Origin of the sequence: Antiquaquibacter oligotrophicus, from assembly GCF_020535405.1 — a bacterium.
GTDB classification, from domain to species: Bacteria; Actinomycetota; Actinomycetes; order Actinomycetales; family Microbacteriaceae; genus Rhodoglobus; species Rhodoglobus oligotrophicus.
Genome location: NZ_CP085036.1, coordinates 843,117 through 868,780 on the forward strand (window position 1 = coordinate 843,117; position 25,664 = coordinate 868,780).

Below are 25,664 nucleotides of genomic sequence, written 5' to 3' on the forward strand. Positions count from 1 at the left end.
CGTCGCGCTTGAGCCGTTCGTCGTTCTCGGTGTTGCCGTGACGGGGTGGCTCGGGCGTGGGGGCGGGGTCGGAGCCAGGCGGCGGCTCGGTTGTCACTCTGCGCGAACGCCGCTGCCGCGGAGGGCGCTCTGGTGATTCCGGCTCGTCAGGCACCGGGCGTGACCGACACGGGAGCCGTGACGGGGGCGGCAGAACCGCCGAGCATCGTGACGATGCGCTCGGCAACGCCATCCGGGTCGCTGAAAAGCTCGAACGAATGAACACGCAGGTAGTGCCAACCGAGTCGACGCAGGATCTCCGGGCGGAGGCGAAGTGACTCGCGCAGGCTCGACGAGAGGAGCGCGTCATCCGTGTCGATCGCGAGGCACATGCCGCCGCGAGCGGCCACGAGTCCGAGCTTGCCGCGGTGACCGAGCGCCACCCGAAGGCCGTGGAGCTCGAGTCTGCGTGCGAGGTCGACGAGCATGGGGTTGCTGTCATCCGGGATCGGTTCCTGGATTTGCCGCGCCGTGACTTCGTTCAGGATCTCGGCGAGGGCGACCGCGCCGTGTTTCATGCGACCGTCGTCGAGATCGGCGGGCTGGAACGAACTCACGATGGCCATGGAGCGCCGCGCGCGGGTCATCGCGACCGCGAGGAGTCGTTCGCCGCCGGGGAGACCCAGCGCGCCGAAGTCGCTCAGAACGCGACCGTGCGGTGTGCGTCCGAAGCCGATCGAGAAGATCACGCGGTCGCGGCTCTGGGCGACGGCCTGATCGATCGTGTAGACCGCAAAGGGCTCCGAACGGTCGCCGGTGATGTACTCGATGAGTTCGGGCCTGGTCGGGAGCGCCGCGAGCACGGCCTGCATGACCGCAACGGAGTGCTTCTCGCTCGCCGTGATCACCATGAGCGACTCGTGCGGCTTGCGTGCCGCGTGATCGAGCACGAGACCCACAACACGATCGACTTCGGCCTGCGGGCTCTCAACCGCACCGGAATCCGGGTCGGGCATGCCCTGGCCGTCTTCGACGTAGTCGAGGGCAATGCTGCCGTGCCCGAGGAAACTTCCAGCCCACGGGAGCGACTGAATGCGTCCGCCGTAGAAGCGACGGTTGACGAGTTCGGCGAGATCTTCGCCACCCGGGCGGTAACTGCGGGTGAGCGTGAGAGTCGGCAGCAACTCGGCGAGGGCCGCGAGAACGGATGCCCCGTGCGCTTCGTCGATGTCGTGCTCCGGTAGCGCAGCGGTCTCGCCAACGGAGATCTCGAACGGCGCCGGGGTCTGCGTCACGGCGTCGCCGAGGGCGACAACCTGCTTGGCACGGCGGAGTGCACCCAGGCTTTCGGCGACCGTGAGAGCACCGGCATCCACGATGAACACGGTGTCGAACGGAATGGTGTCGATGATCGACGGCACCTCGTACGGGGAGGCGAGCCACACGGGCGCGATGGGTCGAGACAGGTGGGGCGCGGTCGTCTGCAGCTCAAGCGAGCTCACGTCGGCGCGATGGAGGAGCTTTTTGAGCGCCGTCGCCTCGTCCGGCCAGTCGACGATGCCGATGCGCCAGGTCTCAGCCAACTGCCACGCGAGCACGTGAGCACTGCCGGCGGCGTGCGCCTCGTCCACGAGACGGAAATCCGCCTCGAGACGGTCGAGCATCGAGGTGTCGGCACCGAGCAGAGCGCGCTGGGTCTCGAGCAGGCTCTGGAGTGCCGACTTCCACCAGGAGAGTTCGAGTTCCAGCGCGACACGGTCCTCGGGAACGTGGCGGCGGGCGAGATCCTCGATGAGCGGGTCGAGGTCGAGGTCCCGGAGCGCGGCCATGAGCGCCGTGCGCTCCTGCAGGTTGTGGAGCACGTCCGATTCGGCAGCGAGCCCGTCGACGGTGCTGAGGAGTTCGACGATGGGGGTTTCCGCGAGCGGGCTGATGAGCCCGAGCGGACCCTCGAGGGCCGAGAGGTCCTGCACGACCTGGCTGTAGGCGGCCTGCACTTCGCCAAGACCGACGGGAACCTCGGGGATCGCGCCGACGGCGACGTAACGGTGCCACAGCACCCGCTGCTGCTGGATGCGGATGAGCGCACTGTGCAGGTCGCCGACGCGCACGCCCGGCCGCACGTATTCGAGTGCGAGCTTGCGGAGACGTCGGCGGTTGCCTCCGCTCATCTCCGGGCTGTCCTTCCGCGGCGACGTCGCTGCGATCAGTTCGGTGAGCGGACGGTCGAAGACCATGGGCAGGAACTTGTCGAGCGTTTCGCGCAGATCGACGAGGAGGCGCAAGTAGATGCCGAGTTCGGCCACCGTCTCGTACGGGCGCAGGTGGGTGCTCGCCACGAGTCGGTTTCCGCCCTCGATGAGGCGCGGGAGACTTTCGGAGTGGAGGCGCTTGGCGGTCTCGTGCGAGCGCAGGGCCTCGTCACCGTCGGCGAACTGGGCGCCGTACCAGGGCGAATCGCCGGGACCGTAGCGGAACTCGCCCAGCTCGGCGGCGGTCACCATAATCTCCGCGGCACGTGACCGTGCCGTCGACAGACGCTGGACCGCCTTGCGCGACAACCGGGCCGTCGTTGTGGGCGGGCTCGGCAGGAGGGCGAGTCGGCTCAGCTCTGCCACACAGTCGAGCATGGAGACGCCGAGTTCCGGATCCTCGTGCGATAACGCCGAGCGGTAGTCCAGCAGCACCTTCCGCAGACGCGTGAGGGCGTCATCGATCTCGGCGACGGCAGGCTGAGCGGCCTTCTCGTTGCGGGCGATCGAACGGATGAGGTCGCGACGCAGGGTGCGCGGCGAGACGGCGAGACCGCCGAGTCCGACATCACCGAAACGCTGAGCAATCGCCTGAAGGGATGCCCGGCGGGGGCTCACAACGAGCACACGCTTGTTTTTCGAGACGAGGGACCCGATGGCGTTGACGATCGTTTGGGTACCGCCCGTTCCGGGGAGCGTCTTCACGACGAGCGAGTTGCCGGCACCGATCTGGGCGACCACGTTCTCCTGCTCGGCATCCGCGTCGAGGAGAAGGGCATCCGTCTCGGGGGCGCGGTCGTCGGCGGAAGGCGAATCGACAGGAGCGTAGGCCTCGGTGAGGGTTTTGGCCGCCGACTCGTTGCCGGCGAGCGCATCGATGACGGGGTGGGCGAGGTCGCCGGCATCCGTCACGAGGTCGTGGGCAACCTCCGCGAACGTGGAGACGACCAGTCGCGGGCTGACCTGGAATCCGTCGACGTGGGTCATGAGGCCGCGCAGGCGGTCGATGATCGCGTTGGGCTTGAACGAGCCGTCGTTGTCGGAGAGGGCAGCGAAGGCTTCGGGATCGAGCACAACCTGGAACTGCTCGGCGAGCGCGCGAGCGAGCGCCGGGTTGAGCACAGCGCTGCCACGGAGCTTGACCTCGAAGTCACTGCCGTGGCGCCGAATCGCGAGCGGACGCAACAGGATGGGCGCGCGATAGCTGCGACCGACCCAGGTCCATTCGGCGATGCCGATACCGAGGTGCACGGAGTCGATTCCGCGAGCGGTTGCAAGGTCGAGGCTGCGAGCGGCGACGGCTGCCGCCGCCTGTCGAGCACCGCGTAGTGCTATCTCGTCGCGGATGAGGTTGGACAGGAGCGTCGTCTTACCGGTGATGAACTGGGCAAGACCACCGGGGTGGGTCGCGGAGAGTTCGATCCGCGACCGCGGTGAGTCGTCGAAGTGGAGGAGCGGGTTACGTCCGCCCACCGCTGCGAGCTCGTCACGCCAGCGGATCCACGCCGGTTCGGCCACATTGCCAAGCGCCAGCCGCGGGTCCCCGAGGCTCACGGCGTGGGGCAGGGTCGCCTTCATCCGGGCACGAGCTGACCGGTCGGTCTCTTCAGGCTCGACGAGTTCCGGGTCGACCCGGTAGTTCTCGGGAGTTTTATCGGCACGCCACACACTGCCACTGTAGGAGCGCACCCTGGGATTTCTGGGCAGATACTCCCGAGTTTCGCGAAGCCGCCGAACCGTAGAATGGCCGATCATGGACCTGCTCGCGGGCGCCTCCCTCGCCGTCGGCACTCTCGTTGTGCTCGTTGTGGCGCTCGGCATCGTCGGGTTTGTTGTCCTGTTCCGCCGCCGCGGCGATCGATCGGTCACCGGCGGTGGGCTCGCCGAACTGAACCGCACCGCCGGAACTCTCCTGGTTCGGCTCGACGACGACGTGCGGGATGCGGAAGCCGAAGTCGGTTTCGCGCTCGCGCAATTCGGCACCGAAAGTGCCCAGCCTTTTGTCGCGGCGCTCAACCGAGCGAGAGCCGACCTCGCGGAAGCGTTCAGACTCCGACAGGCCCTCGACGACGCGATACCGGACACGCCTCGCGAGCAACGCGAATGGACACTCCAGATCATCGCCCTGTGCGAGAGAGCCGAGCGCGAACTCGGCGAACAGGAGCGCACCTTCCGCCGCCGCCGGTCGGAGGAGGGAAGCGCTGCCAGCACCCTCGAGGGGATCCGCCGGAGCATCCGGGAGCAGCAGTCCCGACTGGGTGGAGCCCACGCGCTCGCCGACGAGGTACACACCCGATACGCGACACGAGCGGCAGCGGGCATCCGGCAACTCGTGGACAGGGCCGATTCCCTGCTCCGCGACGCGGAACACACGACGGATGCCGCGGCCGCCACGATCTCGCAGTCACGCGTGACGGCGGTTGCCCCCGACCTCGCCGAGGCCGCGCGTCAGGTGCGCGACGCCGCGGAACGCCTCGACGCCGTGGAGCGGCGTGCCGCGGAACTGGCCGAGGCCAGGGCGGCACTCGAGGAACGCCGGGCATCCGCCGCGGCAGACGTGGACGAGGCTCGGGCCGAAGTCGATCGCGCCCCCGAACCCGAGTCGGCACGCGCCATCCTGGAGGCGATCGACGCCGTGCTCGCCGTCGCGCCCTCCGACCCGGCGGACCCGGTCGATGACCTGGAGCGTCTCGGCGACGCGCTCGCCCGCCTCGATCTCGCGCTCGCCGCCTCCCGGAACGAGGCCGATCGTCGGGCACACGCTAGGGCGGCGTACGAGGGAACGCTCGTCTCCGCCCGCAGCCAGATTTCCGTGGCGCGCGAACTCGTCGCGAACGGCAGGGTGGGAGTCGACGCCCGCACGCGGCTCGCCGAAGCCGAGCGCCAGTTGGTGATCGCCCAGGCCGAAACCGACCCCGTGGAGGCACTCGACGCGATCCGCCGAGCGGTCACCCACGCCCGAGATGCCGACGCGCTCGCGCGGTACAACACGATGGGATGACATGAGCGACGCCCTTGCACGCCACACCGACTACGGACAGACGCCCCTCGTCGAATCCGATGTCAACCCCGACCCGTTTGTGCAGCTCATGAGATGGCTGCAGGATGCCGAGAGGGCCGGTGTCTACGAACCGAATGCGATGGTGCTGTCCACGATCGACCCGGACGGAACCCCGAGCAGCAGAACGGTGCTCCTCCGCGACGTGAGCGACGGGCACCTCGAGTTCTTCAGCAACTATGAGTCGGCGAAGGGCCGAGCCCTCGCCGCGCACCCCGAGGTGTCGATCGTGTTCCCCTGGTACACGATTCATCGGCAGGTGATCGTGCGGGGCTCTACGCGGAGGGCGAGCGCCGAAGCATCCGACGCTTACTTCGCGAGCCGCCCGCGCGGGTCTCAGGTCGCCTCCGCGGCGAGCGATCAGTCGCGGCCGATCGCGGACCGCGCGGCCCTCGAGTCCCGTGTGGCCGAGTTCGAGGAGCGTTACGCCGACGGCCCCGTGCCGCGACCGGAGCACTGGGGTGGTTACCTCGTGAGCCCGGCATCCTTCGAGTTCTGGCAGGGCAGGAGTTCCCGGATGCACGACCGCCTGCTCTTCACACGAGAGAACGAGGCCTGGACTCTCCGCCGCCTCCAACCCTGAGGTGCCCAGTTCGGCGGGTATTTCCTGCTCGAAACCCACCGAAGTGGGCACCTCACGGGATGGTGCGGGTCAGTACGCCGCCACACCGCCGGGGCGGGATGAGTTGCGCTTGCGCGTTTTGCGCGAACTTCGCGCGTAGGTGGTCGCACGCTGACTCGACAGCGCCAGGAGCAGCAGGATGTCGACGGCGACGGGTATGAGGCTCGTGTCGAGTGTGATCGCCGGGCCACCCGTCGCGACACTCAGCACTTCGAGACCGAGGGCGATCGCGTTCGCGGTCAACGCGACAACCCGGGCCCAGTTGCTGCCGAGATACACGAGCCACGCGAGGAACAGTTCGGCGAGGGCGAGGATGGCGAGAAACCAGAGCACACCGGCGAGAAGCGCCCCGGAGTAGAGGCCACTGGGATCGTACGAGCCAATGATTTCTGGCCACGCCGCAGAAATGGCGACGGCCATGATCACGGTGGACGCAGCACCCAGCACCATCAGGAGGGCTCCGACAACAATGGGCGCCGGTCGCTTCTGGCGGCTGTCTGTCGGCTCCTCACCCAGCGCGCCGGGTTCGGTGGCGATGGCCCGCAGATCGAGTACGGGAAGATCGCCGTCGGTGACGATGGAGTCCCCTCCCCCGTTGCGCGAGTGATAGCCGGTGGAGAAGTCCTCGATGACCTTTGTCGTGACGACGGGGGTGGCATCCGTCACCGTCGCCACGATGTGATCTCGTTCGTCATCGGTGCGCTCATCGATCTTGTGGGTGATTTGCAGTGTGAAGAGCGAGAAGCCAACGCTCTTGTCGTAGGTTCCGGCGGCGAGCCAGTCCGCCGGCTGACCGCCCGGGAGCTTCCAGCCGGGTGGGCAGCGCCAGAATCTCACGTGATGGCGCTTGCCCGGGGTGCCGTCGACTTCCTGCTGGTACGCGAAGTCCTGTTTTCGTCCGAACAGCAGCAGCGGGCTCACGGGTGCTTCGTCATAGCTGCGCCTGAGCACGGTGGACTTGACGATCGTGAGCCCTGTGGCAAAGGACAGGTCGTCGGCGAGGGTCCACCCAGCTCGGATCATGGCCTCGTGCACCTGGGGTTCCGAGCCGAGGAGTGCGAGGTTGATGGGGTCGCCGAGGAGTCCGTCGCTCGTTCGGGCTCGGCCAATGAAGTAGTCGGGAACGTAGATGCGCGTGAGGATGCGGTGGAGCCGCGGTAGCACGAGGTAGGCGAGCAGCACCCAATAGACGACGAGGAAGGCAATCTGCCACCATCCCAGGTCGAAGCTCTGCCGCAGCAGGAGGTAGGCGAGCCACACGGCCGCAACTCCCCCGAGCAGGAAGAAGACCCAATCGAGTGCACGATCGACCTCCGGCTTCGGAGCGAACTCCGGCACGGGCACCGTGGGGATGGGGCGACGTTTCACGACGGCCGGTGCTTTCCGACGAGTTCGCCGACATAGGAGACAACAACGGCGGATGCCGTACCGATGATCGCGATTCCACCCGCCATGAGCACCACGGCCCAGGTGCGCCCGAGCAAGGTCACGGGGTACATGTCGCCGTACCCCACCGTCGCGACGGTGACACACGCCCACCAGATGGCATCTCCGAAGTCGTGGATGGTGGCCCCGTCGGCTCCTCGCTCGGCGAGCAGCACGGCGAGCGCGATGAAGTAGACGAAGAAAATCGCGTACGCACCGAGGTACACAACGATGCGCGTGCGCACCTGGGTGCCGCTGCGCCCGCTCAGGTAGGGCACCTTCGCGAGGAGGTTGATGACGCGGAAACCGCGGAAGAGGGGAAAGGCCACCGAGAGGAGATCAACGACGTTCGCGCGCACGAAAGCCCACCGGTGACCACGGGGCGTGACGAATAGACGCACGAGGTAGTCACCGAGGAAGACGATCCACACCACCACGAGTTCCAGGACAACGATCGCCAGGAGGAGAGGTGGGAGGTCGGCGATGATCGCGTACACCGAATAGGTGATCACGAAGAGCCCGCCGAGCACGATGAGCGGGATCGTCGTGGCAGCCTCCCAGCGTTGCCGGAACGCGATCCTCTGCTCCGCGCGGTCCATGGCCCACAGCTTAGGGTGAGCGCGCTCGGGGGTCACGGGCCGCATTCGGGGTGCGTTGTGGTGGAGTAGACCCATGCACTTCTCGCGCTACGTTGCGATCGGCGACAGCTTCACCGAGGGCATGGGCGACGACCTGCCCGACGGCTCGCCGCGAGGCTGGGCCGATCTCGTGGCCCTCGGCCTCGCTCTGTCATCGTCGGAGCCGGTCTCGTACGCCAACCTCGCTATCCGGGGCCGCCTCCTCGCTCCCATCGTGACGGGCCAGATGGACGCCGCGATCGCCCTCGGCCCCGACCTCGTGAGTATCAACGGCGGCGGCAACGACATCATGCGGCCCTCGGTGTCGATACCGGGGATCGCGTCGCACCTGATCGACGCCGTGGACCGGGCCGTGGCATCCGGTGCCCACGTTGTTCTCGCGAGCGGCGCCAACCCGACCGACCACATCCCGCTCGGCGCCCGGATCGGTGCCCGCGGCGATGCCCTCGCCGAAGCCGTACTCGCCCACCTGCCAAAACAGAACGTGACGTGGGTCGATAACTGGGGTGACACGGAGCTTCGTGCGCTGCGCTACTGGTCGACCGATCGTCTGCACTTGAACACACTCGGGCACCGCCGTGTCGCGGCCAGGGTGCTCGCGGCCCTTGAAGTACCGGTGCCGGATTTCGGGCCGGAGCCCGATGAGCCGCGGCGCCCGCGCACCGCCGAATACTGGCGCGACTACGTTCTGCCGTGGATTGGTCGCAGACTCACCGGCAAGTCCTCGGGCGACGCTCGCGAGCCGAAGCGCCCCGAACTGTTGCCGTTGCCATGAGGATGCCCCGCCCGGACGAGTCCGGACGGGGCATGCTTCGCCGCGATTACGCCTTAATCGTGCTGCCCGGCTTCCATGGCGGATGCCCGCGAGCGACGAACCGCGATGACTGTCGCAGCTCCCGCGAGGAGGAGGATCGAGGCACCGATCGGGACACCCCACTGAATGCCGCTACCGGTACTCGCGAGATCCGCGTCAGGCCGCGTAGGTGGCGTGACCGCTGCCACCGGCGGGACCGTGAACTCACCCCACCCGAGGAGCGCTCCGCTTTCGTCGAGCGCCACGAGCGAATGCGCGCCCTCGAGGCCCGAGGGCAGTGAGAGTGTCACCGCAAGGGAGGACGGCATCGCCTCGGTGCCGAGCAGCTGGGGCTCGGAGTAGACGTAGAACGTGACGTCGTCTCCCTCACCGGCGGTCGGAACCTTGGCCGTAAGCGAGGCGCGCGTGACATTTGAGATCTCGAGGTTTTTGGTCTCGGGCGTGAGGGCGCTCGGGTCGACCGGAGCCGGGGTCCCCGGCTCCTCCGTTCCGGGCTCCTCCGGCTCCTCCGGCTCTTCGGGCTCGGTGCCGGGGGCGGCGGGAATCGTGAGGCACGCGGCATCCTTCCACTCGTCGACCGCTGATGTCTCTGCGCAACGGAAGAGCGACGGGTTGGTCACCTCGGGGGACTGCCACATCATGGATGCCTGCTCGTAGTCGTAGGCGAGCGCGAGCAGAGTCTGCTCGCTCCACGCCGTGCCGAGGAAGGCGGTGCCACCGGGACGCAGGTTGCCCGGCGTGTATCCGTTGGGAACCACCACGGTCGGATAGCCAGCACGTGCTCCCGTGCCCGTCGTCGCCGTGTTGGAGACGATGGCGACGATGTCGTTCGCTTCGAGCACAGAGTCGATCGCCGCTCGGGTCTCGGTGATTCCCTGGTCGCGGTTGGCCTCGTACGTTGCGAGTTGGGCTGGATCGTCCAAATTCACGAGAATGCCCTCGTCGAAGTAACGCTGACCAAACTTGATCGCCTCGGGATGCGCGAGGTTGTACTCGCGGATCTCGTCGAACGACTGGATCGGCGCGTCCGCGGGTAGGCGATCGAGGTAGGCGTTCATGTCGCGCTTGAACTCGGCCGTCAGGATGCCTGGAGCGCTCGTGCCACCGACGGTGACGGGCACGAGGGTCGCGCCCTGCGCGGCGAGCACGTCGAGGGACGCCGTGTAGAGCGGGTCCGTGTTCGCGATGTAACCCAGGCGTACCCCCTGAAGCGCCGACGTTGACAGCCCTGCCGTGAAGTCGGTGTCGGCGAGCGGATTGGCTGCGGTAGCCGGGTCCTCCGGGTCGATGGCGCTCATGGCCGTCAAGAGGGCGGCCGCGTCGTAAACGGTCTTGACCATCGGGCCGGCCGTGTCCTGCGACGAGGAGATCGGGATGACGCCGGTCCGGCTCACGAGCCCGACGGTCGGCTTGACCGCCGCGAGGGAGTTCGCCTTCGCCGGGCTGAGGATCGAGCCGGAGGTCTCCGTGCCGACTGTGAGCGTCGCGAGGCCCGTGGCTCCCGCCGACCCGGAACCGGAGCTCGAACCGCTGGGCGTTTGGCTCGCGTCGTAGGGGTTGAGCACCTGTCCACCGAGGGAGCTGTAGCCGGAGGGCATGCCGGACGTCAGGTAGTTAGCGAACTCGGAGAGGTTCGTTTTGCCGAGGATGATCGCGCCAGCAGCACGAAGTTCGGTGACAAGCGGGGCATCCGACGCCGGGTACGAGTTCGCGAGGGAGAGCGCGCCGGCAGTGGTGGGCATCCCGGCGACATCGATGTTGTCTTTGACCAGGATGGGAACACCGTGCAGCGGGCCGCGGAGGTTTCCGGCAGCGAGTTCGGCGTCGAGCGCAGCGGCCTCTTCGTACACCCTCGGGTTGATCGACCGAACCGAGTTGAGTGCCGGACCACCGATGCTGAGCGCTTCAATGCGCTCGAGGTACCCGGTCACGAGTTGAACCGACGTGAATTGCTTGGCGTCGAGGCCCGCGCGCACCTCGGGGACACCCGCCGTGGCTAGGTCGATGGTGGAAAGTGCATCGGACGGTACGGCGGTGGCAAGCGTAGGCGCGACGATGAGGGCGCCTCCGATTGCTCCGGCCGTGATGATGGCGCCGATTCGTCGACGCCATGGCTTCGAGCGGGCGGGCTCGGACATGGTGTTACCCCTGTTCTCGATGGTGGCTGTGGGAATGATTCAGGAAAGGAATCGCTCTCAGTGCACCAGGGAGGCGTTTCGGGGTAGTTCCCGGAGTATTACCTTTGTATTAACGGCATGAAAGTAACATTACCTTTCGATTGAAAGGTAGAGCGGCGTTCTCGCCTTTCGAACCCAGGTGTCAGGGGGCCGAATCATCCGTGCCTTCGAGTCGTGTGCTGTCGCCGATGACGCGCGCCAGTTCGAGATTCGTCTCGACTCTCTGGATACCGGGGATCTGCCAGACCTTGGCCAGAACGAGCGTCTGCAACCCGCGGTGGTCGGCGACTCTGAACCGGACGAGCACGTCCCATTGGCCGGTCACGATGTGCGCCGCCTCCAGTTCGGGCAGCTCCGAAATGGCGTCCATGATCGCTGCCAGGTCCGCGCCCGCCGTAATCGAAATGGCGAGGTGCGCGACGATCGGGAACCCAACCTCCGGCCATCCGATTCGTACCGTGTACCCCTGGATGACGCCCAGGCGCTCGAGCCGCGCGATCCTCTCCCCGATGGCCGGTGGGGATAAGGGGATCTCCCGGGCAAGAGCCCGATGGGACTTGCGACCATCGTGGCTCAACGCGACCAAGAGTTGGCGATCGATGTCGTCCAGCGCAGCGGCCGCCTGCGGAGCAGTCGCGAACGCGGCGATGCGTGACATGGGGTTCGCCGCGTCCATGGCGGATTCGGCGTCCATTGTCAACCTTTCGCGTGGACTAGCTGCTGGGCCGTTTTGACCGCATCATGACTGTATGCGCTTCGCCGAGTCGCCGCGATCATCCGTCGGAATCGAGTGGGAGCTTTATTGCGCCGACCCGTCGACGGGACTGCCGGTCGGGTCGGGGCCAGCGCTACTCGAACGCGCCAGGCGTCCCGACCTTCCCGCGCGGGCACTCCAGCGGGAGTTCATGACGAACACGGTCGAGATCACGAGCGAGCCCCGGATGCTCGTTGCCGATGCGGTCGCCGATCTGCGGGAGCGCGCAGCTCTCCTCATCGGGGCTGCAGACGAATTCGGTGTGCAACTCGGCACGGCGGGCACCCACCCACTGGCCCTGTGGCACGAGCAGGTCATCGACGACTCGGTCACACACTACGTCGAACTGCTCGAGCGCACTGCGTACGTCGGCAAACAGATGCTCATCTGGGGTGTTCACGTTCACGTGGGAGTCGAGCACGGCGATAAAGCACTTCCCCTCATCTCGCGGCTTCAGCAGTACATCCCGCTCTTCATCGCACTGAGCGCTTCCAGCCCCTACTGGCACGGGGAGAATACGGGCTACGCCTCGTACCGCACACTCGTCTTCGAGCAGCTCCCGCAGGCCGGCCCGTCACCCCACCTGTCGGAGTGGCACGAGTTCGAGACGCTTGTCGCCGCCATGCGGCTCGCCGGTGTCATCACCGAACCGAACGACCTCAAGTGGGACATCCGCCCCGCTCATCGCTACGGCACGATCGAGATCCGCGTGTGCGATTCGTTGACGCGATTGGACGAGATCGCCGCGATTGTCGCGCTCATCCAGTGCACGACCGAGTACCTGTCGCGCCAGCTCGACGCCGGGGTCGATTACACACCGCCGCCGAGCTGGCTCATGCGCGAGAACCGGTGGAGTGCGTCGCGTTTCGGCCTGGGCGCGATCCTGCTCTCGCCGGACGGTTTGGAGCTGCGGGCACTCACCGCCGAGCTCGACGACCTTCTGGGTGTGCTGGCCCCGATCGCGGAGGAACTCGGATGCTCCGACGAGCTGGCGGGCGTGGCATCCATCGTCCGCGACGGACCCGGTTACGTGCGCCAGCTCGCGGCCGGCGACGCCCTCGCGGCCGCGCGCCTCACGCTCGACGAGTTCCGTGCGAGCATCGAGGGGTAACCCGACGAGCAGAGGAGAGCACCCCGTGAGCGAGTTCATCGACGTCACCGTTCCGCCGAGCGGGCACACGTGTGTGGAGTGCGATGACACCGGCAGTTGGTGGGTGCATCTGCGCCGCTGCGCAGAGTGCGGCCACGTGGGGTGCTGCGACGACTCGTTGAATAGGCACGCCACGGCACACTGGCGGGAGACCGGCCACCGCATCATTCAGAGTTTCGAGCCCGGCGAGGACTGGTTCTGGGATTACGAGACCGAGGACTACGCTGAGGGCCCCGTGTTGGCGCCGCCGCACAGCTACTCGCCACCACAGACCGCGCCGGGCCCGGCGAGCCGCCTCCCGATCGACTGGCAGCGCCAGCTCGCCGCTAGACGGTAGTCGCCAGCCGGTAGACGCGCTCAGCAGTCCCGTGCAGAATGGCGTCGCGTTCACGTGCGCTCAGCGGTGACAGCATCTCGGTGATCGCCGCCCACGTACGTTCATAGCCGCCGGCGAGCACCGCGATGGGCCAATCGCCGCCGTACAGGAGACGCTCGGCACCAAAGGCCTCGAGGGCGTCGTCGACAAAGGGGCGCACGAGGTCGGTCGTCCAGGAGTCGAGTGGTCCCGTCGCGGCGTAAAGCCCGGAGAGCTTGGCCACCGAGCGGGGGTTGCGCGCCACCTCGGCGATGAGCATCCGCCACTCGTCGCGCTCCTCGGGCGTTCCGCCGATCGGCGGCTTTCCGAGGTGGTCGAGCACGATCGTGAGGTCAGGATGCTCGGAGCCGATCGTCACAACGTCCGCGATCGCGTGGCGTGTCGAGGTCGGGAAGTCGAGGGGTAACCCGCTCGCCGCAAGCACCGAGAGCCCCTCGCGCACCTCGGGCCTGTCGAGCCACTCCCGGGGATGCTCGTGGACGAGGTTTCGGATCCCCACGACCCGTGACCCGTCGAAGCTCGCGAGATCGGCGGTCAGCTGTTTCGCGTCGTCGATCGGACTCCACGCAACAACCCCCAGGATCTCCGGATGCTCGGCTGCGGCGTCGAGCATGACCTGGGTGTCCGCCGCCTCGTCTGAGGCCTGCACCAGCACGGCGCCCCCGATGCCGCGGTCGGCGAGGGTCGGGGCGATGTCGTCGAATGCGTAGTTGCGGTAGAGCGCTCCTGCATCCGGTCCGAGCCAGGGGTAGCTGGCGCGTGTGAGGTCCCACACGTGGACGTGGGCGTCGATGGTGCCCGTCACGTCAGCGGCCTCACATAGCCGGCATCCTCGAGCTCCGCCCATAGGGCGCCTGGCACGGGTGCCGCGTACCGCTCGAGTCCGCCCTCGGCCTGGGCGGCGTTGCGCGCGCCGAGCACGGCGCTCACGACCGCGGGGTGTCGGAGGGCGAACTGCACGGCAACGTCGGGGAGGGTCACCCCGTGGCGGTCGCACATGGCGGCGATCGCTCTGGCGCGGTCGACGACCTCCCGCGGCGCAGCGCGGTAATCGAAATAGGCGTCATCGGCGACAACGGGTTTGCTGAGCAACCCGGAGTTGTACACGCCGGCGGCGACGATACCGACGCCGCGTTCGAGCGCGAGCGGGAGGAGGTCATCCTGCGCCGACTGATCGAGAAGTGTGTAGCGCCCCGCGAGCATCATGAGGTCGACGTCGCAGCGCTCGATGAAGGCGGCGAGCATCGCCGATTGGTTCATGCCGGCACCGATCGCACGCACGACTCCCTGATCGCGCAGCTCCACGAGAGTGTCCATACCGGTTGTCGACGCGGCTTCCCAGTGGTTGTCGGGGTCGTGCAGATAGAGCACATCGATGCGATCGAGCCCGAGTCGTTCGAGGCTCTGCTCGACGGAGCGCAGGATGCCGTCGCGCGAGAAGTCCCACTCGCGCCGGTGCGCGGCGGGCACAACGAAGCCGTCGTCATCGAGGTTGTGCGCGTTCTCGGGTGTCGGCACGAGGGCCCGACCGACCTTGGTCGAGAGTACGTACTCGTCGCGGGGCCGCGAGCGCAGCGCAGCGCCGAGCCGCTTTTCGGCGAGTCCGAGTCCGTAGTGCGGTGCGGTGTCGAAGTAGCGGATGCCGCCGACCCACGCCGCGTCGACCGCGGCGGCCGTGTCCTCATCGCTTGTCTCGCGGTAGAGATTGCCGAACGGGGAGGTTCCGATTCCGATCTCCGTGAGTGCGGGCGCTTCGCCCAGGGTTCGAGTACGGATGGCACAACCTCCTTGTCGGGACTACAATTCATCGTACATCACACGAATTACGGAGCGATATGCGTACAGCGGCGTACACCGGCAACCATGCCATCGAGATTTCCGAAACCGAAGCATCCGCACCCGGCCACGGCGAGGTGCAGATCGCCGTCGCCTACACAGGACTGTGCGGCACCGACCTCCACATCCTGCACGGCAACATGGATGCGCGTGTGACCACCCCGTTGACCTTCGGACACGAAATGAGCGGCACCATCAGTGCGGTCGGCGATGGAGTCACCGAGTGGAAAACCGGCGATCACGTCACCGTGATGCCGCTCGAGTGGGACGGCACGTGCCCGGCCTGCATCGCGGGCAGCAGCCACATCTGCCAGAACCTCGTGTTCGTGGGAATCGACTCCCCCGGCTCTCTCCAGGAGCGCTGGAACGTCTCGGCCGACCTCCTCGTAGCGGTACCCGACGACCTCTCGCTCGAGAACGCGGCGCTCGCCGAGCCCGTGGCCGTCGCCGTCCACGACGTGCGGCGGTCGGAGCTGAAAGCTGGCGACCACGTCGTTGTTCTCGGCGGCGGACCCATCGGTGTGCTCATCGCCTCTGTCGCCCGCTCCGAGGGAGCCATCGTCGCCGTGAGCGAACCGGAGCCCCAGCGCCGCGAGCAGATCGCGCGACTCGGATTCGAGACGATCGACCCGCGCGAGGTTGACGCCGCCGAGTGGGTGACCGCCTGGACGGACGGCGCGGGCGCCGACGTCGTGTTCGAGGTATCGGGTGCGCCGGCGGCAGTGCTCGCCGCGACCGGGCTCGCCAAGGTCCGCGGAACCATCGTGGTTGTCGCCATTCACCCCACCCCGCGCGAGATCGACCTGCAGCGTGTGTTCTGGCGTGAGCTGCGCATCCTCGGTGCACGCGTGTACCAGCGCACCGACTTCGAGCGCGCCATCGAGCTGCTCCGCGACGGCACTATCCCCGTCGACGAGGTCATCAGCAAGATCGTTCCGCTCGATCAGATCTCCGACGGCGTCTCCGACCTGGAGAACGGCCGCGCGCTCAAGGTTCTCGTTGAGATCGGCGGTGCGGCATGACCGGCGCGTTCGACCTGAGCGGGCGCCTCGCCGTCGTCACCGGCGCGCGCCGCGGCATCGGCTATGCGATGGCGGATGCCCTCGCCGAAGCCGGTGCAGACATCATCGGTGTGAGCGCCTCCCTCACCGACGAGAGCGACATCGCCACCCAGGTGCGCTCGCGCGGGCGCAGCTTCGAGGCGATCTCGTGCGACTTCGCGGATGCCTCGGCCGTGGCATCCCTCGCAGAGTCCCTCGCCGCACGACCGATCGACATTCTCGTCAATAACGCAGGCACCATCCGTCGCGCGCCAGCAGCCGAGCACCCGCAGGAGTGGTGGGACGAGGTGCTGCAGGTTGACCTCACGAGCCCCTTCGTGCTCACCAAGGCGATCGGCGCCGGGATGCTCGAGCGCGGGTACGGCAAGGTCATCTTCACGGCGTCCCTGCTGTCGTTCCAGGGTGGCATCACGGTACCGGGTTACGCGGCCGCGAAGTCCGGCATCGCGGGGCTCACGAAGGCGCTCGCCAACGAATGGACGCAGCGCGGTGTCACCGTCAACGCCATCGCACCCGGGTACATCGCGACCGACAACACACAGGCACTGCAGGATGACCCCGACCGCTCGGAGGCGATCCTCTCCCGTATCCCCGCCGGGCGATGGGGTCGCGCGAGCGACCTCGCCGGGGCGACCGTGTTTCTCGCGGCGCCCGCATCCGACTACGTCTCGGGCATCACGCTCCCGGTCGACGGCGGCTGGTTGGGGCGATGAGTAGCCTCGGCGCTCTCGCGGGACACCGCATCGTGCCGGTGATCGTCATCGACGACGCGGGAGCGGCAGCAGACCTCGCCCACGCACTATCGGAGGGCGGGATCGGATGCGCCGAGGTGACGTTTCGCACGAACGCGGCAGCCGACGCGATCGCCGCCATGGCAGCCATCGAGGGTTTCACTGTCGGCGCCGGAACGGTGATCTCGAGCGAGCAACTGCACGCCGCTCGCGACGCGGGCGCAACGTTTGTGGTGAGCCCCGGGTTCGATGCGGGACTCGTCGATGAGACCCGGTCTCTCGGACTCGGCGTACTCCCCGGCGTCGCCACGGCGAGCGAGACGATGGCCGCCGTGAATGCCGGGTTCGACGCGGTCAAGTTCTTTCCGGCCGATCGCCTCGGCGGGCTCGCCACCATTCGCGCGCTCGCCGCGCCCTTCCCCGGTATCGGGTTCGTGCCGAGCGGCGGCGTGACGGCCGCCACCGCCCCCGAATACCTCGCAGACCCCGCGGTGCCCGCCGTCAGCGGGTCGTGGATGGCGTCGCGCGCTCACCTCGAGGCACGAGACTTCGCCACGATTGCCCGACTGAGTGCCGAAGCCACACGCGCGATCGGCGTTCGACCGTGAGCGGCGTCGTCACACTCGGCGAGACCATGGGTCTGCTCGTGGCCGAAAACCCGGGGCCGCGTCCCACCGGGTTCAGACTCGGCATGGGTGGGGCGGAAAGCAACCTCGCCATCGGACTCGCGCGACTCGGGGTCGAATCCACGTGGATCGGCAGACTCGGATCTGACAGCACCGGTGACCTCATCGCGCGAGAACTGCGCGCCGAAGGGGTCACGTCACGGATCACCGTCGACCCGGATGCCCCGACCGGGCTCATGATGAAGAGCTGGCCGGTCGCCGGCCGCACGAGAGTCGAATACCACCGCCGCGGCAGCGCCGGGAGCAGGCTCGAGCCGGACGACATCGACGAAGAGGTCGTCGGCCGGGCATCCGTCGTCCACGTCACGGGGATCACACCAGCACTCTCGGAGACGGCGGGTGCCGCGGTGGATCGCGCCATCGAAATCGCATCGGGAGCGGGCATCCCGGTCTCCCTCGACATCAACCACCGCGCGTCGCTGTGGCGTGACCGTGACGCCGGCGCGGTTTACCGCTCCCTCGCGGCGCGCTCCACCATCCTTTTCGCCGGCGACGATGAGGCGCGACTTCTCGTCGACGGCGATAGCCCGGAGCAGCTCGCGGTCGCGCTCAGCGGACTCGGGCCCACCCGGGTTCTCGTCAAGCTCGGGGCTGAGGGATGCGTCGCCCTCATCGATGGAGACCTTTTCCGTGTCCCGGCGGTACCCATCACACCGGCCGACACCGTGGGCGCGGGTGACGCCTTCGCGGCGGGGTACCTGGCCGAGTACGTCTCGGGGCTGAGCTCCGAGCAGGCGCTCGGCACCGCGGTGCTTGCTGGTGCGTTCGCGTGCCTCGGAGCTGGCGATTGGGAGAGTCTTCCGCATCGCCAGGACCTGGGTTTTCTGGACGGATCGGACCCCGTTCAACGCTAGGGATTGATCCTACGTGTGATGTATGCTGTTTAGACGCGACTGATCGTCGCGATATCGAGACCGTCAAGGGCGATGATGAAGATAACGGGATACCGCGCTCTGCGTACCTTCCACGACTGGGGTCGCCCCGTGGGCGACGTCAACGGCTTCGTGAGCTCCGGCATTACCGAGGTCCCCGTCGTTGTCCTCGAGACCGACGAAGGCATCACGGGTGTCGGCATGGGCTCCCACCAGGACATCGATCGCCTCTACCCCGCCCTCGACGGGCAGGATCCACGAGCCGTCTCCATGCTCTATGACCGGATGCTCGCGCGCGTCTTCAAAGCTGGCCACGCCGGCGCCACCTTCGGTGGACTCGGCACACTCGACATGGCGCTGTGGGACATCAAGGCCAAACTCGCGGGTGAACCCCTGTGGCGCCTGCTCGGCGGGGGTGACCGCTTCGTCGCCGGTTACGCCTCCGGGCTCGACATCGCCCTCGACGACGACCAGCTCGCCTCGTTCTACAAGACCATGGCCGAGCGCGGGTTCAGTTCGGGCAAACTCAAGGGCGGCCGCAACGTCGACGACGACAACCGTCGTCTCGGAATCATTTACGAGGAGTTGCGTCGCAACGCCGCGCACCCGGCCCTCATGCTCGACGCGAACGAATCGTGGAACCTCAAGCAGGCCGTCCGCCACATCGCGGCTGTCGAGGCCGTGCACGACCTCACGTGGATCGAAGAGCCGCTGCGTCGCTGGGATGCCGCGGGCCACGCGCGACTCACACGCTCGATCCGCGCCGCCGTCGCCACAGGCGAGAACCTCACGGGACTGGAGCAGTACACCCCGCTCTTCGACGCCGGAGCAGTCGATGTCGTACAGGCCGCGAGCGTGTGGGGCATCACGCACTTCCTTCGAGTCGCCTACGCCGCACACAGTCGTGACCTCCCGGTCAGCCCCGTCGGCCTCACCGCCAACCCGGCAGTAGCCCATGCCGCGGCCGTGATCCCCAACCATCTCTCGGCTGAAGTGCAAGACCTCGGATCGCCGCTCGGCATCACCATCGACGTCGAGTACTCCGACGGCGGCATCGTTCTCGGCGAAACCCCCGGCGTTGGCGTGACGATCGACGAGGATGAGATCGCGACCGCGGCCAAGACCGAGGCATCCTGGCTCATCAAGGAAGGCCCGCACGTGCGGCCGGATCGCGCGGGGCTGCAGCTCGTCGCCGAGCGCGCCGCGCTTCCGTTGGCCTGAAGCCTCTGACCTTTACACTGAAACCCATGAGTGAGCACGTCGCGAGTCCCGTCCCCCTGCGACGCTCCGTGCTCGGCGGCTCCGACCCGAGGACTCCCCCGGCACGATTAGGCGTCGCGGTAGTCGCCGACCTTGTCGCCGCGATCGTCACGGGTGAGCTCGAGCCCGGCGATGTACTGCCCCCCGAAAGTACCCTCAGCCAGCGATTCGGGGTGAGCCGCACCGTGATTCGCGAATCCGTCAAACGAGTCGAGGAGAAGGGTCTCGTGGTCGTCGCGCAGGGTCGCGGCACAACCGTCAACCCGCCGAGCGCGTGGAACGTGCTCGACCCCGTTGTGCTGTCCGCGCTCGTCGACCACGACGACACACTCGGTGTGCTTGACGAGCTCACGATCGTGCGCGCAAGCCTCGAAGCGTCGATGTCGGCCGAAGCCGCGCGACGCCTCAGCCCCGAGTCATCCGCCGACCTCCAGAACGCCTTCGACGAGACCGCGAAGCACCTCGGGGACTTCGACGCCTACAACGATGCGGATGCCGCGTTCCACTACCTGATCATGGAGCAGTCCGGAATCCGTCTCGCGGCGAACATCACGCGCATCCTGTTCGCCCGCGCGCGTGAGAGCGCCCGCTTCACCGGCAATCAGGGCCCGGAAGCGATGGACATCACTCTCGATGAGCACCGCAGGATTCTCGAGGCGATCCTCCAGGGTGATGCTGACGGTGCAGCCCAAGCGATGCAGGAGCACATTGCGAGCGCGTGGGCGCGACGTCGCCCGAAGGACGAGCCGAAGCGCTCCTAGCGCTGCCTGCCGCGCACGTCGGCCTAGTCGAGGTGCCAGACCTCGTCGAACTCCTGCCAGCGCACACCCTCGGGAGCGTCATCGTCGAACCCGTACTGACACGGGTCGGTGCGTGACCACCACTCGCGAGTGACGGGATCCTCCGCCATCTTGGCCTGATCGGCGTCGTAGTCCTCACCGATGTACTCGTAGTAGCCGAACAGCACATCACCGCGGACGAAGATCGTGAAGTTACGGATGCCACACTCGGTGATGGTGGCCTCGACCTGCGGCCAGACCGCGGAGTGCAATTCGAGGTACTCCTCGCGCTTCTCGGGTAGAACACGGCAAGCCATGCCGAAGCGACGAGTCATTCCTTTGTTCCTCCCGCAGTCATTCCCGAAACGAGGAAACGCTGCGAGAACAGGAATATCAGGAGAACCGGTGCAACGGCAAAAAGTGTTGCGAGAGCGAGGGTGGGAAGGTCGATCGTTGTCGACGACGCGTTGGTCGGATTGAACTGCGGCACGTTGGACAGCAGTTCGGCGATGCCGACCTGGATGGGCGCCCTGCGGCCCGGCACCATGACGTACGGCAAGAAGTAGTTGTTCCAGTTCTGCACGAAGCTGAAGAAGCCAACCAGGGCGATAACGGGCGTGGCGAGCGGCATCGCCACCTGCGCGAAAACCCGGAACTCCCCCGCGCCGTCAATACGTGCAGCGTTGAGCAGATCACGCGAGACCGTCGTCGAGAAGTAGATGTAGGTCAGGTACACCCCGAACGGGAAGAACGAGAACGGCAGAATCACCGAGAGCGGGGTTCCCACGAGTTTCACCGCGCTCAATTCGAGGAACACGGGCAGCACCAGTGCCGTGTTGGGGATCAACATCACGATGAGGGTGATGGCCAGCAGCGTACTGCGACCCTTGAACTCGGTAAGAGCTAGTGCATAGCCGGCCGGGATGCTGATCACGAGGGTGATGACGAGGGCAACAAGTGAGTAGAACGCCGCGTTGCCGAGCCACACCCAGATCAGACCGTTCTGGAAGCTCGTGAGACTCTCCCAGTTGGCGGCGAGTTGATCGAACCCGCCGAATGAGAACGGGTTGTCGAGGAGCAGCTGGCGCGCGTTTTTGGTCGGCGCGAGCAATAGCCACACGATGGGCGTGATGAAGAACAGGACGAAGCCGACAATGATGATGCCGGCAATGCCTCGGCCCGTCCACCGGAGGGCCGTCTTGGGGGCATTAGTCGCGCTCAAAGAGACCTCCACGGAACACAAAGAAGACCGACAGTCCGAGCGCGACAACAAGCAACACGAGGGAGATCGCAGCTGACCCGTTGAAGTCGTTCTGACGGAACGCGTAGAGGAACGCGAGTTGGTTGAGTGAGTAATCCTGGGGCACAACGCCGCGCGTGGCCTGCGACAGCACGCGCGGCTCAACGAAGAGTTGGGTTCCCGCGGCCAGCGACAGGATCGCCATGTACGAGATCCACTTACGAAGGAGCGGGATCTGGATGTACCAGGCCGTCGAGATCGGGCCAGATCCGTCGATACGGGCGGCCTCCATCACATCGGTGCTGATGTTGTTGAGGGCGCCGTACATGATGACGATCCATCCGCCCGCTCCGGTCCAAAACGCGATGATCGCGAGAACGATCGGCAGTGAGTCGAGTTGGACGGTCGTGACGAGGCTTTCGCTCCCGAGGGCCCTGAGAAGGAAGGACACGGGGCTCACCGTCGGGTCGAGCACAAACAGCCAGAGCATGACGCTCGCGGCCCCCGCGAGCGCGCCGGGGATGTAGAAGATGAAGCGCGATGCGTTGGAGAGCCAGCGGACGCGGATCGCATGAACGATGAGGGCGAGCAGAACAACGAAGAGCAGGAGCGCCACCAACCAGATGGCGACGTAGGCGGCGACGTGGGCCACCGCGGGAAGGAAGCGGTAGTCGGCAAAAACTCTCGCGAAGTTGTCGACACCGACAAAGGCGCCCTGCTTGGTGAACGCGAGGAAGACCGCGTACAACGCCGGGAGGATGCCGAAGAAGACGAGGAACAGCGTGTAACCACTCACGAAGAAGTACCCCGTGACGGCCTGGGCTCGGGTAGTGCTTCCGGCGCGGCCTCGGCGCACGCCGGCTGGCTGCCGCTCCGTGAGGGGAGCGGCAGCCAGCGGGGTGTTAGTACTCATCGAATCAGTTTCGGGTGGGGGTTCTCTTACTGAACGGTGTAACCGACGACGGTCGCTTCGTTCTCCATCTCGGTCTGCCAGGCGTCCGCGACATCCGCGATGGACTGACCTGCAGCGAGAGCCGGAACGACGATCTTCGAGTACGAGGTCTCAGCGCTGAAGTTGGGGAAGCCCCAGCCACTCCACACGCTCGAGGCAGCCGTGTTGATCGAGGTCTCGAAGTCTCCGGAGAAGAATCCGCTCGAGGCCTGGTCGGCGACCCACGTGTCGGCTGCCGACTGGTAGGCGGGAAGGCCACCCGTACCCGCAACCTCGGGGTCGCTCACGATGTACTCGAGGAAGGTCTTGACCGCTTCGAGGTTCTGCGAGTGGCTCGAGGCGAACCACGTTCCACCACCGACGTTGCCGGTGACCTTCTCGTCACCCTCCCAGTAGAGCGGCTCAGCGGTGCCCCACTGACCCTCGGCGGCGTTGACGCTGTCGGGGTTCTGGAACAGTGCACCCGCATACCAGGCAGGGCCGGGGATCGCGAGGAGGTTTGCCGACTTCGCAACGAACTCGGCACTGAACACACTGTCCTGGATGAGGCTGCCGTTGGCGACCATGGTGTCGAGCATCTCGGTGACGCGCACCGAGTTCGGCGCGTTCACGTCCGAGCTGAACGTGTTGCCGTCGACCTGGAAGATGGGCGCTGCGCCCGCCCAGTAGTAGACGTAGGGGCCGACGAAGCTGTCACCGACCGAACCGAGGAAGTAACCGGGGTGCTCGGTGGCAAGACGCTCGCCGAGTGCCTCGTACTCTTCCCACGTGGTGGGAACTTCGTAGCCGAACTCGTCCATGAGCTGCTGGTTGTACCAGAAGAGCACGGGGGCGAGGTCGTTGCGCAGACCCCACACGGTGTCGTCGACCGTTAGCGGGTCGAGAGCGCCGGATGTGAATCCATCGAGGAAGTCCTCATCGAAGTAGCCCTTGTTGAGGGGCGCCGCGAATGCCTGAACGCCGTTGGCCTCCTTGGACGCCCACGATGCATCGTTGTTCTGAGTCGAGAAGACGACATCCGGCCATCCCTCACCGGCCTGGTCGGCAAGCGCGATCTTGGTCTGGAAGGTCGCGGATCCGCTCGCGGAACCGTCGTCGATGACGAGGTCGACCTCGATGTCGGGGTGTGCGGCCTGGAAGGCCTCGACCGCGGGCTGACGCGTGGCGTCTGCCCAGATCGTGATGGGGCTGCCCTCTACCTGCTCGGCGATGGCAAAGCCGTAATCCTCGTTTACTTCACCCGTGCCGCCCGAGCACGCGGCGAGCATGCCGGCAACCGCTACAGCGGCGGTGGCAGCAAAGATGCGGCGGGATCGAGTGAACGGTCGGCGATGCTGTGATGACATGTCGCGTGCCTTTCTGGGTCGACGTCGTTGACGACTAGCGCGCCGGTATCGGCGTTATACGTAGTAGATCATACATGTGACGTATTCGCAATGGCGCGAAAAATCCGCGTCCTCATTGGTGGAGGTCTACTCCGGAGCGCCGTTGACGAGCCAGTTGATACCGAATCGGTCGACAAACATCCCGAACCGGTCGCCCCAGGGTGCGACCTCGAACGGCACGATGATCGTTCCGCCTGCGGTCAAGCCGTCCCAGTACCGCTGCAATTCGGTGTTGTCATCGCCGTGAAGCGAGACCGAGACGTTGTCACCGGGAGTCAAGCCCATCGAGTTCGGGACATCGGCTCCCTGGAGGATGAGGCCCGTTGGGGTTTCGAGTTGGGCGTGCATAACCTTGTCGGCCTCAGCGGGGTCATCCGCCATCTGAAACTCACCGAGGGTCATCACAGACAGCTCGCCGCCGAGCACGGACTGGTAGAACCCCATCGCTTCTCGCGCAGAGTCCCGAAAATTCAGGTACGGGTTCAGATGAATGGCCACGCTAACTCCTTCGTCAGGTCGGTCACTCCAGGATGCCACGGGGACATCGTCGCGCGGCACTGTGTTAGTCGAACATCCCCTGGCTTGCCAGCACACCCTCGATCTCGATGATGATCGCCACACGTTCGGGGTTTGGGCGGGGCTGCCGGTAGCGGCCCGCGTACAGCTCGACTGCCTCGGCGACGGATGCAGCATCCCTCGCCACGCGTGCCGTTCCCGTGATGGTGATCCACCGGCCGCCCTCGACCTGGCAGATCGTCACGTGCGGATCCCGTTCGATGTTGCGTACCTTCTGCGAGCCCCCGCCCGAGATGATGCGGGCCACGCCGTCGCGCAACGTGAAGCCGACCGGTACGACGTGAATCGAGCCGTCTTTCGCGACGGTGGAGAGTGTTGCCAAGTGGTAATCGCTGAGAAACTGTCGGGCTTCGTCGGTCAGATGGACGGTAGTGAAGTCGCGCACACCCCAGCATCCCACGCCCACCCGCCTCCCAGGTCAACGATGTATCGTTACGTATCGCTAGGTATCGCCGGATGCCGCGACGGGAAAGGACACGCCATGCGCACCACACCCCCCACCGGCTTCGATCTCTGGGAGAGCCTCGACGGCCTCCGCGAAGCCTTCGCCCCCAAGGTCGCCGCACGAATGGGGCGCGGAGACATCCGCACCGCCATCCTCGTTGCCCTCCTCGAACAGCCCATGCACGGGTACCAAATCATCCAGGCCATCGAAGCGCGCACCAACGGCGCGTGGAAGCCAAGCCCCGGATCCATCTACCCCACGCTGCAGCTCCTCGCCGACGAAGGACTCGTCACCGCCGAGCAACAGGGCGAACGCAAGGTGTACTCGCTCACCGAAAGCGGCCGCGCCGTCGCCGACGAATCGGCGGAAGGCCCCCTCCCCTGGGCGCCGCGCCGGTCGCGCGAATGGGAAGCGAAGACGGAACTCCCCAAGGCGGGCGCCAAGCTCGCACAGGCCGCAGCGCAAGTCGCCCAGTCCGGAACACGCGACCAGCAGGACCGCGCCGTCGCCGTCATCGACGAAGCACGGCGCAAGATCTACACGATCCTCGCCGAGGACTGAGGGGATGCCGAGCAGCGGCACAACTGAGCCGCCTG

At 66.6% G+C, this 25,664-nt stretch carries 25 protein-coding genes; 12 read left to right on the forward strand and 13 right to left on the reverse strand.

Annotation, left to right across the window (positions count from 1 at the left end; all coding sequences use genetic code 11):
• Positions 1-146: 146 nt before the first annotated feature.
• A complete protein-coding gene (locus LH407_RS04155; RefSeq protein WP_407650636.1) occupies positions 147-3,899 on the reverse strand; it encodes an AAA family ATPase in 3,753 nt (1,250 codons plus the stop codon).
• 85 nt (positions 3,900-3,984) lie between these two features.
• On the opposite strand from LH407_RS04155, the gene LH407_RS04160 reads away from it, so the two are divergent.
• Positions 3,985-5,232 (forward strand): coiled-coil domain-containing protein, encoded by a 1,248-nt coding sequence (locus tag LH407_RS04160; protein ID WP_322132555.1) that lies wholly within the window; start codon positions 3,985-3,987, stop codon positions 5,230-5,232.
• A 1-nt stretch (position 5,233) separates the two neighbouring features.
• Complete coding sequence (pdxH, locus tag LH407_RS04165) at positions 5,234-5,872, forward strand: pyridoxamine 5'-phosphate oxidase (protein WP_322132554.1); 639 nt, start codon at positions 5,234-5,236, stop codon at positions 5,870-5,872.
• Positions 5,873-5,941: 69 nt separating this feature from the next.
• Here pdxH and LH407_RS04170 read toward each other — a convergent pair whose 3' ends face one another.
• Both LH407_RS04170 and LH407_RS04175 read right to left on the reverse strand, forming a co-directional pair.
• Positions 5,942-7,279 (reverse strand): LssY C-terminal domain-containing protein, encoded by a 1,338-nt coding sequence (locus LH407_RS04170; protein WP_322132553.1) that lies wholly within the window; start codon positions 7,277-7,279, stop codon positions 5,942-5,944.
• Entirely contained in the window at positions 7,276-7,935 is a 660-nt protein-coding gene (locus LH407_RS04175; protein ID WP_322132552.1) for a potassium channel family protein, read from the reverse strand. Before LH407_RS04175 ends, LH407_RS04170 begins: the two co-directional genes overlap by 4 nt.
• Before the next feature lie 73 nt (positions 7,936-8,008).
• Here LH407_RS04175 and LH407_RS04180 point away from each other — a divergent pair, with 73 nt between their 5' ends.
• Positions 8,009-8,749 (forward strand): SGNH/GDSL hydrolase family protein, encoded by a 741-nt coding sequence (locus LH407_RS04180; RefSeq protein WP_322132551.1) that lies wholly within the window; start codon positions 8,009-8,011, stop codon positions 8,747-8,749.
• A gap of 53 nt (positions 8,750-8,802) precedes the next feature.
• On the opposite strand, the gene LH407_RS04185 is transcribed toward LH407_RS04180, so the two are convergent.
• Both LH407_RS04185 and LH407_RS04190 read right to left on the reverse strand, forming a co-directional pair.
• Positions 8,803-10,926 (reverse strand): amidase family protein, encoded by a 2,124-nt coding sequence (locus LH407_RS04185; RefSeq protein ID WP_322132550.1) that lies wholly within the window; start codon positions 10,924-10,926, stop codon positions 8,803-8,805.
• Between the two features lie 181 nt (positions 10,927-11,107).
• Entirely contained in the window at positions 11,108-11,659 is a 552-nt protein-coding gene (locus tag LH407_RS04190; protein WP_322132549.1) for an Lrp/AsnC family transcriptional regulator, read from the reverse strand.
• A 55-nt stretch (positions 11,660-11,714) separates the two neighbouring features.
• On the opposite strand from LH407_RS04190, the gene LH407_RS04195 reads away from it, so the two are divergent.
• Together LH407_RS04195 and LH407_RS04200 are read left to right on the forward strand one after the other, a co-directional pair.
• Positions 11,715-12,830, forward strand: a complete 1,116-nt coding sequence (locus tag LH407_RS04195; protein WP_322132548.1) for a carboxylate-amine ligase — start codon at positions 11,715-11,717, stop codon at positions 12,828-12,830.
• A gap of 25 nt (positions 12,831-12,855) precedes the next feature.
• Positions 12,856-13,206, forward strand: coding sequence for a UBP-type zinc finger domain-containing protein (locus tag LH407_RS04200; protein WP_322132547.1), 351 nt, complete (start codon positions 12,856-12,858; stop codon positions 13,204-13,206).
• Here LH407_RS04200 and LH407_RS04205 read toward each other — a convergent pair.
• Positions 13,196-14,050 (reverse strand): amidohydrolase family protein, encoded by an 855-nt coding sequence (locus tag LH407_RS04205; RefSeq protein ID WP_322132546.1) that lies wholly within the window; start codon positions 14,048-14,050, stop codon positions 13,196-13,198. The two genes, LH407_RS04200 and LH407_RS04205, sit on opposite strands and share 11 nt — an antisense overlap.
• Positions 14,047-15,021, reverse strand: a complete 975-nt coding sequence (locus tag LH407_RS04210) for an aldo/keto reductase (protein ID WP_322135041.1) — start codon at positions 15,019-15,021, stop codon at positions 14,047-14,049. The genes LH407_RS04205 and LH407_RS04210 overlap by 4 nt, the downstream gene beginning before the upstream one ends.
• Positions 15,022-15,080: 59 nt before the next feature.
• On the opposite strand from LH407_RS04210, the gene LH407_RS04215 reads away from it, so the two are divergent.
• From LH407_RS04215 to LH407_RS04240, 6 genes are all read left to right on the forward strand, one after another.
• On the forward strand, positions 15,081-16,103 hold the full coding sequence (locus tag LH407_RS04215) for a zinc-dependent alcohol dehydrogenase (protein WP_322132545.1): 1,023 nt from the start codon (positions 15,081-15,083) through the stop codon (positions 16,101-16,103).
• The gene (locus LH407_RS04220; protein ID WP_322132544.1) at positions 16,100-16,855 is read left to right on the forward strand and encodes an SDR family oxidoreductase; all 756 of its coding nucleotides are present in this window, start codon (positions 16,100-16,102) and stop codon (positions 16,853-16,855) included. Before LH407_RS04215 ends, LH407_RS04220 begins: the two co-directional genes overlap by 4 nt.
• The gene (locus tag LH407_RS04225; RefSeq protein WP_322132543.1) at positions 16,852-17,481 is read left to right on the forward strand and encodes a bifunctional 4-hydroxy-2-oxoglutarate aldolase/2-dehydro-3-deoxy-phosphogluconate aldolase; all 630 of its coding nucleotides are present in this window, start codon (positions 16,852-16,854) and stop codon (positions 17,479-17,481) included. Before LH407_RS04220 ends, LH407_RS04225 begins: the two co-directional genes overlap by 4 nt.
• Entirely contained in the window at positions 17,478-18,413 is a 936-nt protein-coding gene (locus LH407_RS04230) for a sugar kinase (RefSeq protein WP_322132542.1), read from the forward strand. Before LH407_RS04225 ends, LH407_RS04230 begins: the two co-directional genes overlap by 4 nt.
• A gap of 72 nt (positions 18,414-18,485) precedes the next feature.
• Positions 18,486-19,652, forward strand: a complete 1,167-nt coding sequence (locus LH407_RS04235) for a mandelate racemase/muconate lactonizing enzyme family protein (RefSeq protein WP_322132541.1) — start codon at positions 18,486-18,488, stop codon at positions 19,650-19,652.
• A 26-nt stretch (positions 19,653-19,678) separates the two neighbouring features.
• The gene (locus LH407_RS04240) at positions 19,679-20,452 is read left to right on the forward strand and encodes a FadR/GntR family transcriptional regulator (RefSeq protein ID WP_322132540.1); all 774 of its coding nucleotides are present in this window, start codon (positions 19,679-19,681) and stop codon (positions 20,450-20,452) included.
• 23 nt (positions 20,453-20,475) lie between these two features.
• Here LH407_RS04240 and LH407_RS04245 read toward each other — a convergent pair whose 3' ends face one another.
• The 6 genes from LH407_RS04245 to LH407_RS04270 all read right to left on the reverse strand — a co-directional run bounded on the left by LH407_RS04245 (position 20,476) and on the right by LH407_RS04270 (position 25,008).
• Positions 20,476-20,805: an L-rhamnose mutarotase gene (locus tag LH407_RS04245; RefSeq protein ID WP_322132539.1), complete on the reverse strand. Its 330-nt coding sequence runs from the start codon at positions 20,803-20,805 to the stop codon at positions 20,476-20,478.
• Positions 20,802-21,692 carry a carbohydrate ABC transporter permease gene (locus tag LH407_RS04250; protein ID WP_322132538.1) on the reverse strand — a complete coding sequence of 297 codons (891 nt, stop codon included), beginning with the start codon at positions 21,690-21,692 and terminating at the stop codon, positions 20,802-20,804. The genes LH407_RS04245 and LH407_RS04250 overlap by 4 nt, the downstream gene beginning before the upstream one ends.
• On the reverse strand, positions 21,679-22,623 hold the full coding sequence (locus tag LH407_RS04255) for a carbohydrate ABC transporter permease (RefSeq protein WP_322132537.1): 945 nt from the start codon (positions 22,621-22,623) through the stop codon (positions 21,679-21,681). Before LH407_RS04255 ends, LH407_RS04250 begins: the two co-directional genes overlap by 14 nt.
• A gap of 26 nt (positions 22,624-22,649) precedes the next feature.
• Positions 22,650-24,008: an ABC transporter substrate-binding protein gene (locus tag LH407_RS04260; RefSeq protein ID WP_322132536.1), complete on the reverse strand. Its 1,359-nt coding sequence runs from the start codon at positions 24,006-24,008 to the stop codon at positions 22,650-22,652.
• A gap of 126 nt (positions 24,009-24,134) precedes the next feature.
• Positions 24,135-24,545 (reverse strand): VOC family protein, encoded by a 411-nt coding sequence (locus LH407_RS04265; RefSeq protein WP_322132535.1) that lies wholly within the window; start codon positions 24,543-24,545, stop codon positions 24,135-24,137.
• A gap of 64 nt (positions 24,546-24,609) precedes the next feature.
• Positions 24,610-25,008 (reverse strand): PPOX class F420-dependent oxidoreductase, encoded by a 399-nt coding sequence (locus LH407_RS04270; protein ID WP_322132534.1) that lies wholly within the window; start codon positions 25,006-25,008, stop codon positions 24,610-24,612.
• A 96-nt stretch (positions 25,009-25,104) separates the two neighbouring features.
• On the opposite strand from LH407_RS04270, the gene LH407_RS04275 reads away from it, so the two are divergent.
• A complete protein-coding gene (locus LH407_RS04275; RefSeq protein WP_322132533.1) occupies positions 25,105-25,629 on the forward strand; it encodes a PadR family transcriptional regulator in 525 nt (174 codons plus the stop codon).
• Positions 25,630-25,664: the final 35 nt, after the last annotated feature.

Excerpts from the sequence above, each read along its gene's own strand:
- LH407_RS04245 (WP_322132539.1), bottom strand. The coding sequence starts at position 20,805 with ATGACTCGTCGCTTCGGCATGGCTTGCCGTGTTCTACCCGAGAAGCGC.
- LH407_RS04215 (WP_322132545.1), top strand. The coding sequence starts at position 15,081 with ATGCGTACAGCGGCGTACACCGGCAACCATGCCATCGAGATTTCCGAA.
- LH407_RS04195 (WP_322132548.1), top strand. The coding sequence starts at position 11,715 with ATGCGCTTCGCCGAGTCGCCGCGATCATCCGTCGGAATCGAGTGGGAG.
- LH407_RS04225 (WP_322132543.1), top strand. The coding sequence starts at position 16,852 with ATGAGTAGCCTCGGCGCTCTCGCGGGACACCGCATCGTGCCGGTGATC.
- LH407_RS04255 (WP_322132537.1), bottom strand. The coding sequence starts at position 22,623 with ATGAGTACTAACACCCCGCTGGCTGCCGCTCCCCTCACGGAGCGGCAG.
- LH407_RS04160 (WP_322132555.1), top strand. The coding sequence starts at position 3,985 with ATGGACCTGCTCGCGGGCGCCTCCCTCGCCGTCGGCACTCTCGTTGTG.
- LH407_RS04175 (WP_322132552.1), bottom strand. The coding sequence starts at position 7,935 with ATGGACCGCGCGGAGCAGAGGATCGCGTTCCGGCAACGCTGGGAGGCT.
- LH407_RS04275 (WP_322132533.1), top strand. The coding sequence starts at position 25,105 with ATGCGCACCACACCCCCCACCGGCTTCGATCTCTGGGAGAGCCTCGAC.
- LH407_RS04180 (WP_322132551.1), top strand. The coding sequence starts at position 8,009 with ATGCACTTCTCGCGCTACGTTGCGATCGGCGACAGCTTCACCGAGGGC.
- LH407_RS04190 (WP_322132549.1), bottom strand. The coding sequence starts at position 11,659 with ATGGACGCCGAATCCGCCATGGACGCGGCGAACCCCATGTCACGCATC.
- LH407_RS04240 (WP_322132540.1), top strand. The coding sequence starts at position 19,679 with ATGAGTGAGCACGTCGCGAGTCCCGTCCCCCTGCGACGCTCCGTGCTC.
- pdxH (WP_322132554.1), top strand. The coding sequence starts at position 5,234 with ATGAGCGACGCCCTTGCACGCCACACCGACTACGGACAGACGCCCCTC.
- LH407_RS04260 (WP_322132536.1), bottom strand. The coding sequence starts at position 24,008 with ATGTCATCACAGCATCGCCGACCGTTCACTCGATCCCGCCGCATCTTT.
- LH407_RS04220 (WP_322132544.1), top strand. The coding sequence starts at position 16,100 with ATGACCGGCGCGTTCGACCTGAGCGGGCGCCTCGCCGTCGTCACCGGC.
- LH407_RS04185 (WP_322132550.1), bottom strand. The coding sequence starts at position 10,926 with ATGTCCGAGCCCGCCCGCTCGAAGCCATGGCGTCGACGAATCGGCGCC.
- LH407_RS04235 (WP_322132541.1), top strand. The coding sequence starts at position 18,486 with ATGATGAAGATAACGGGATACCGCGCTCTGCGTACCTTCCACGACTGG.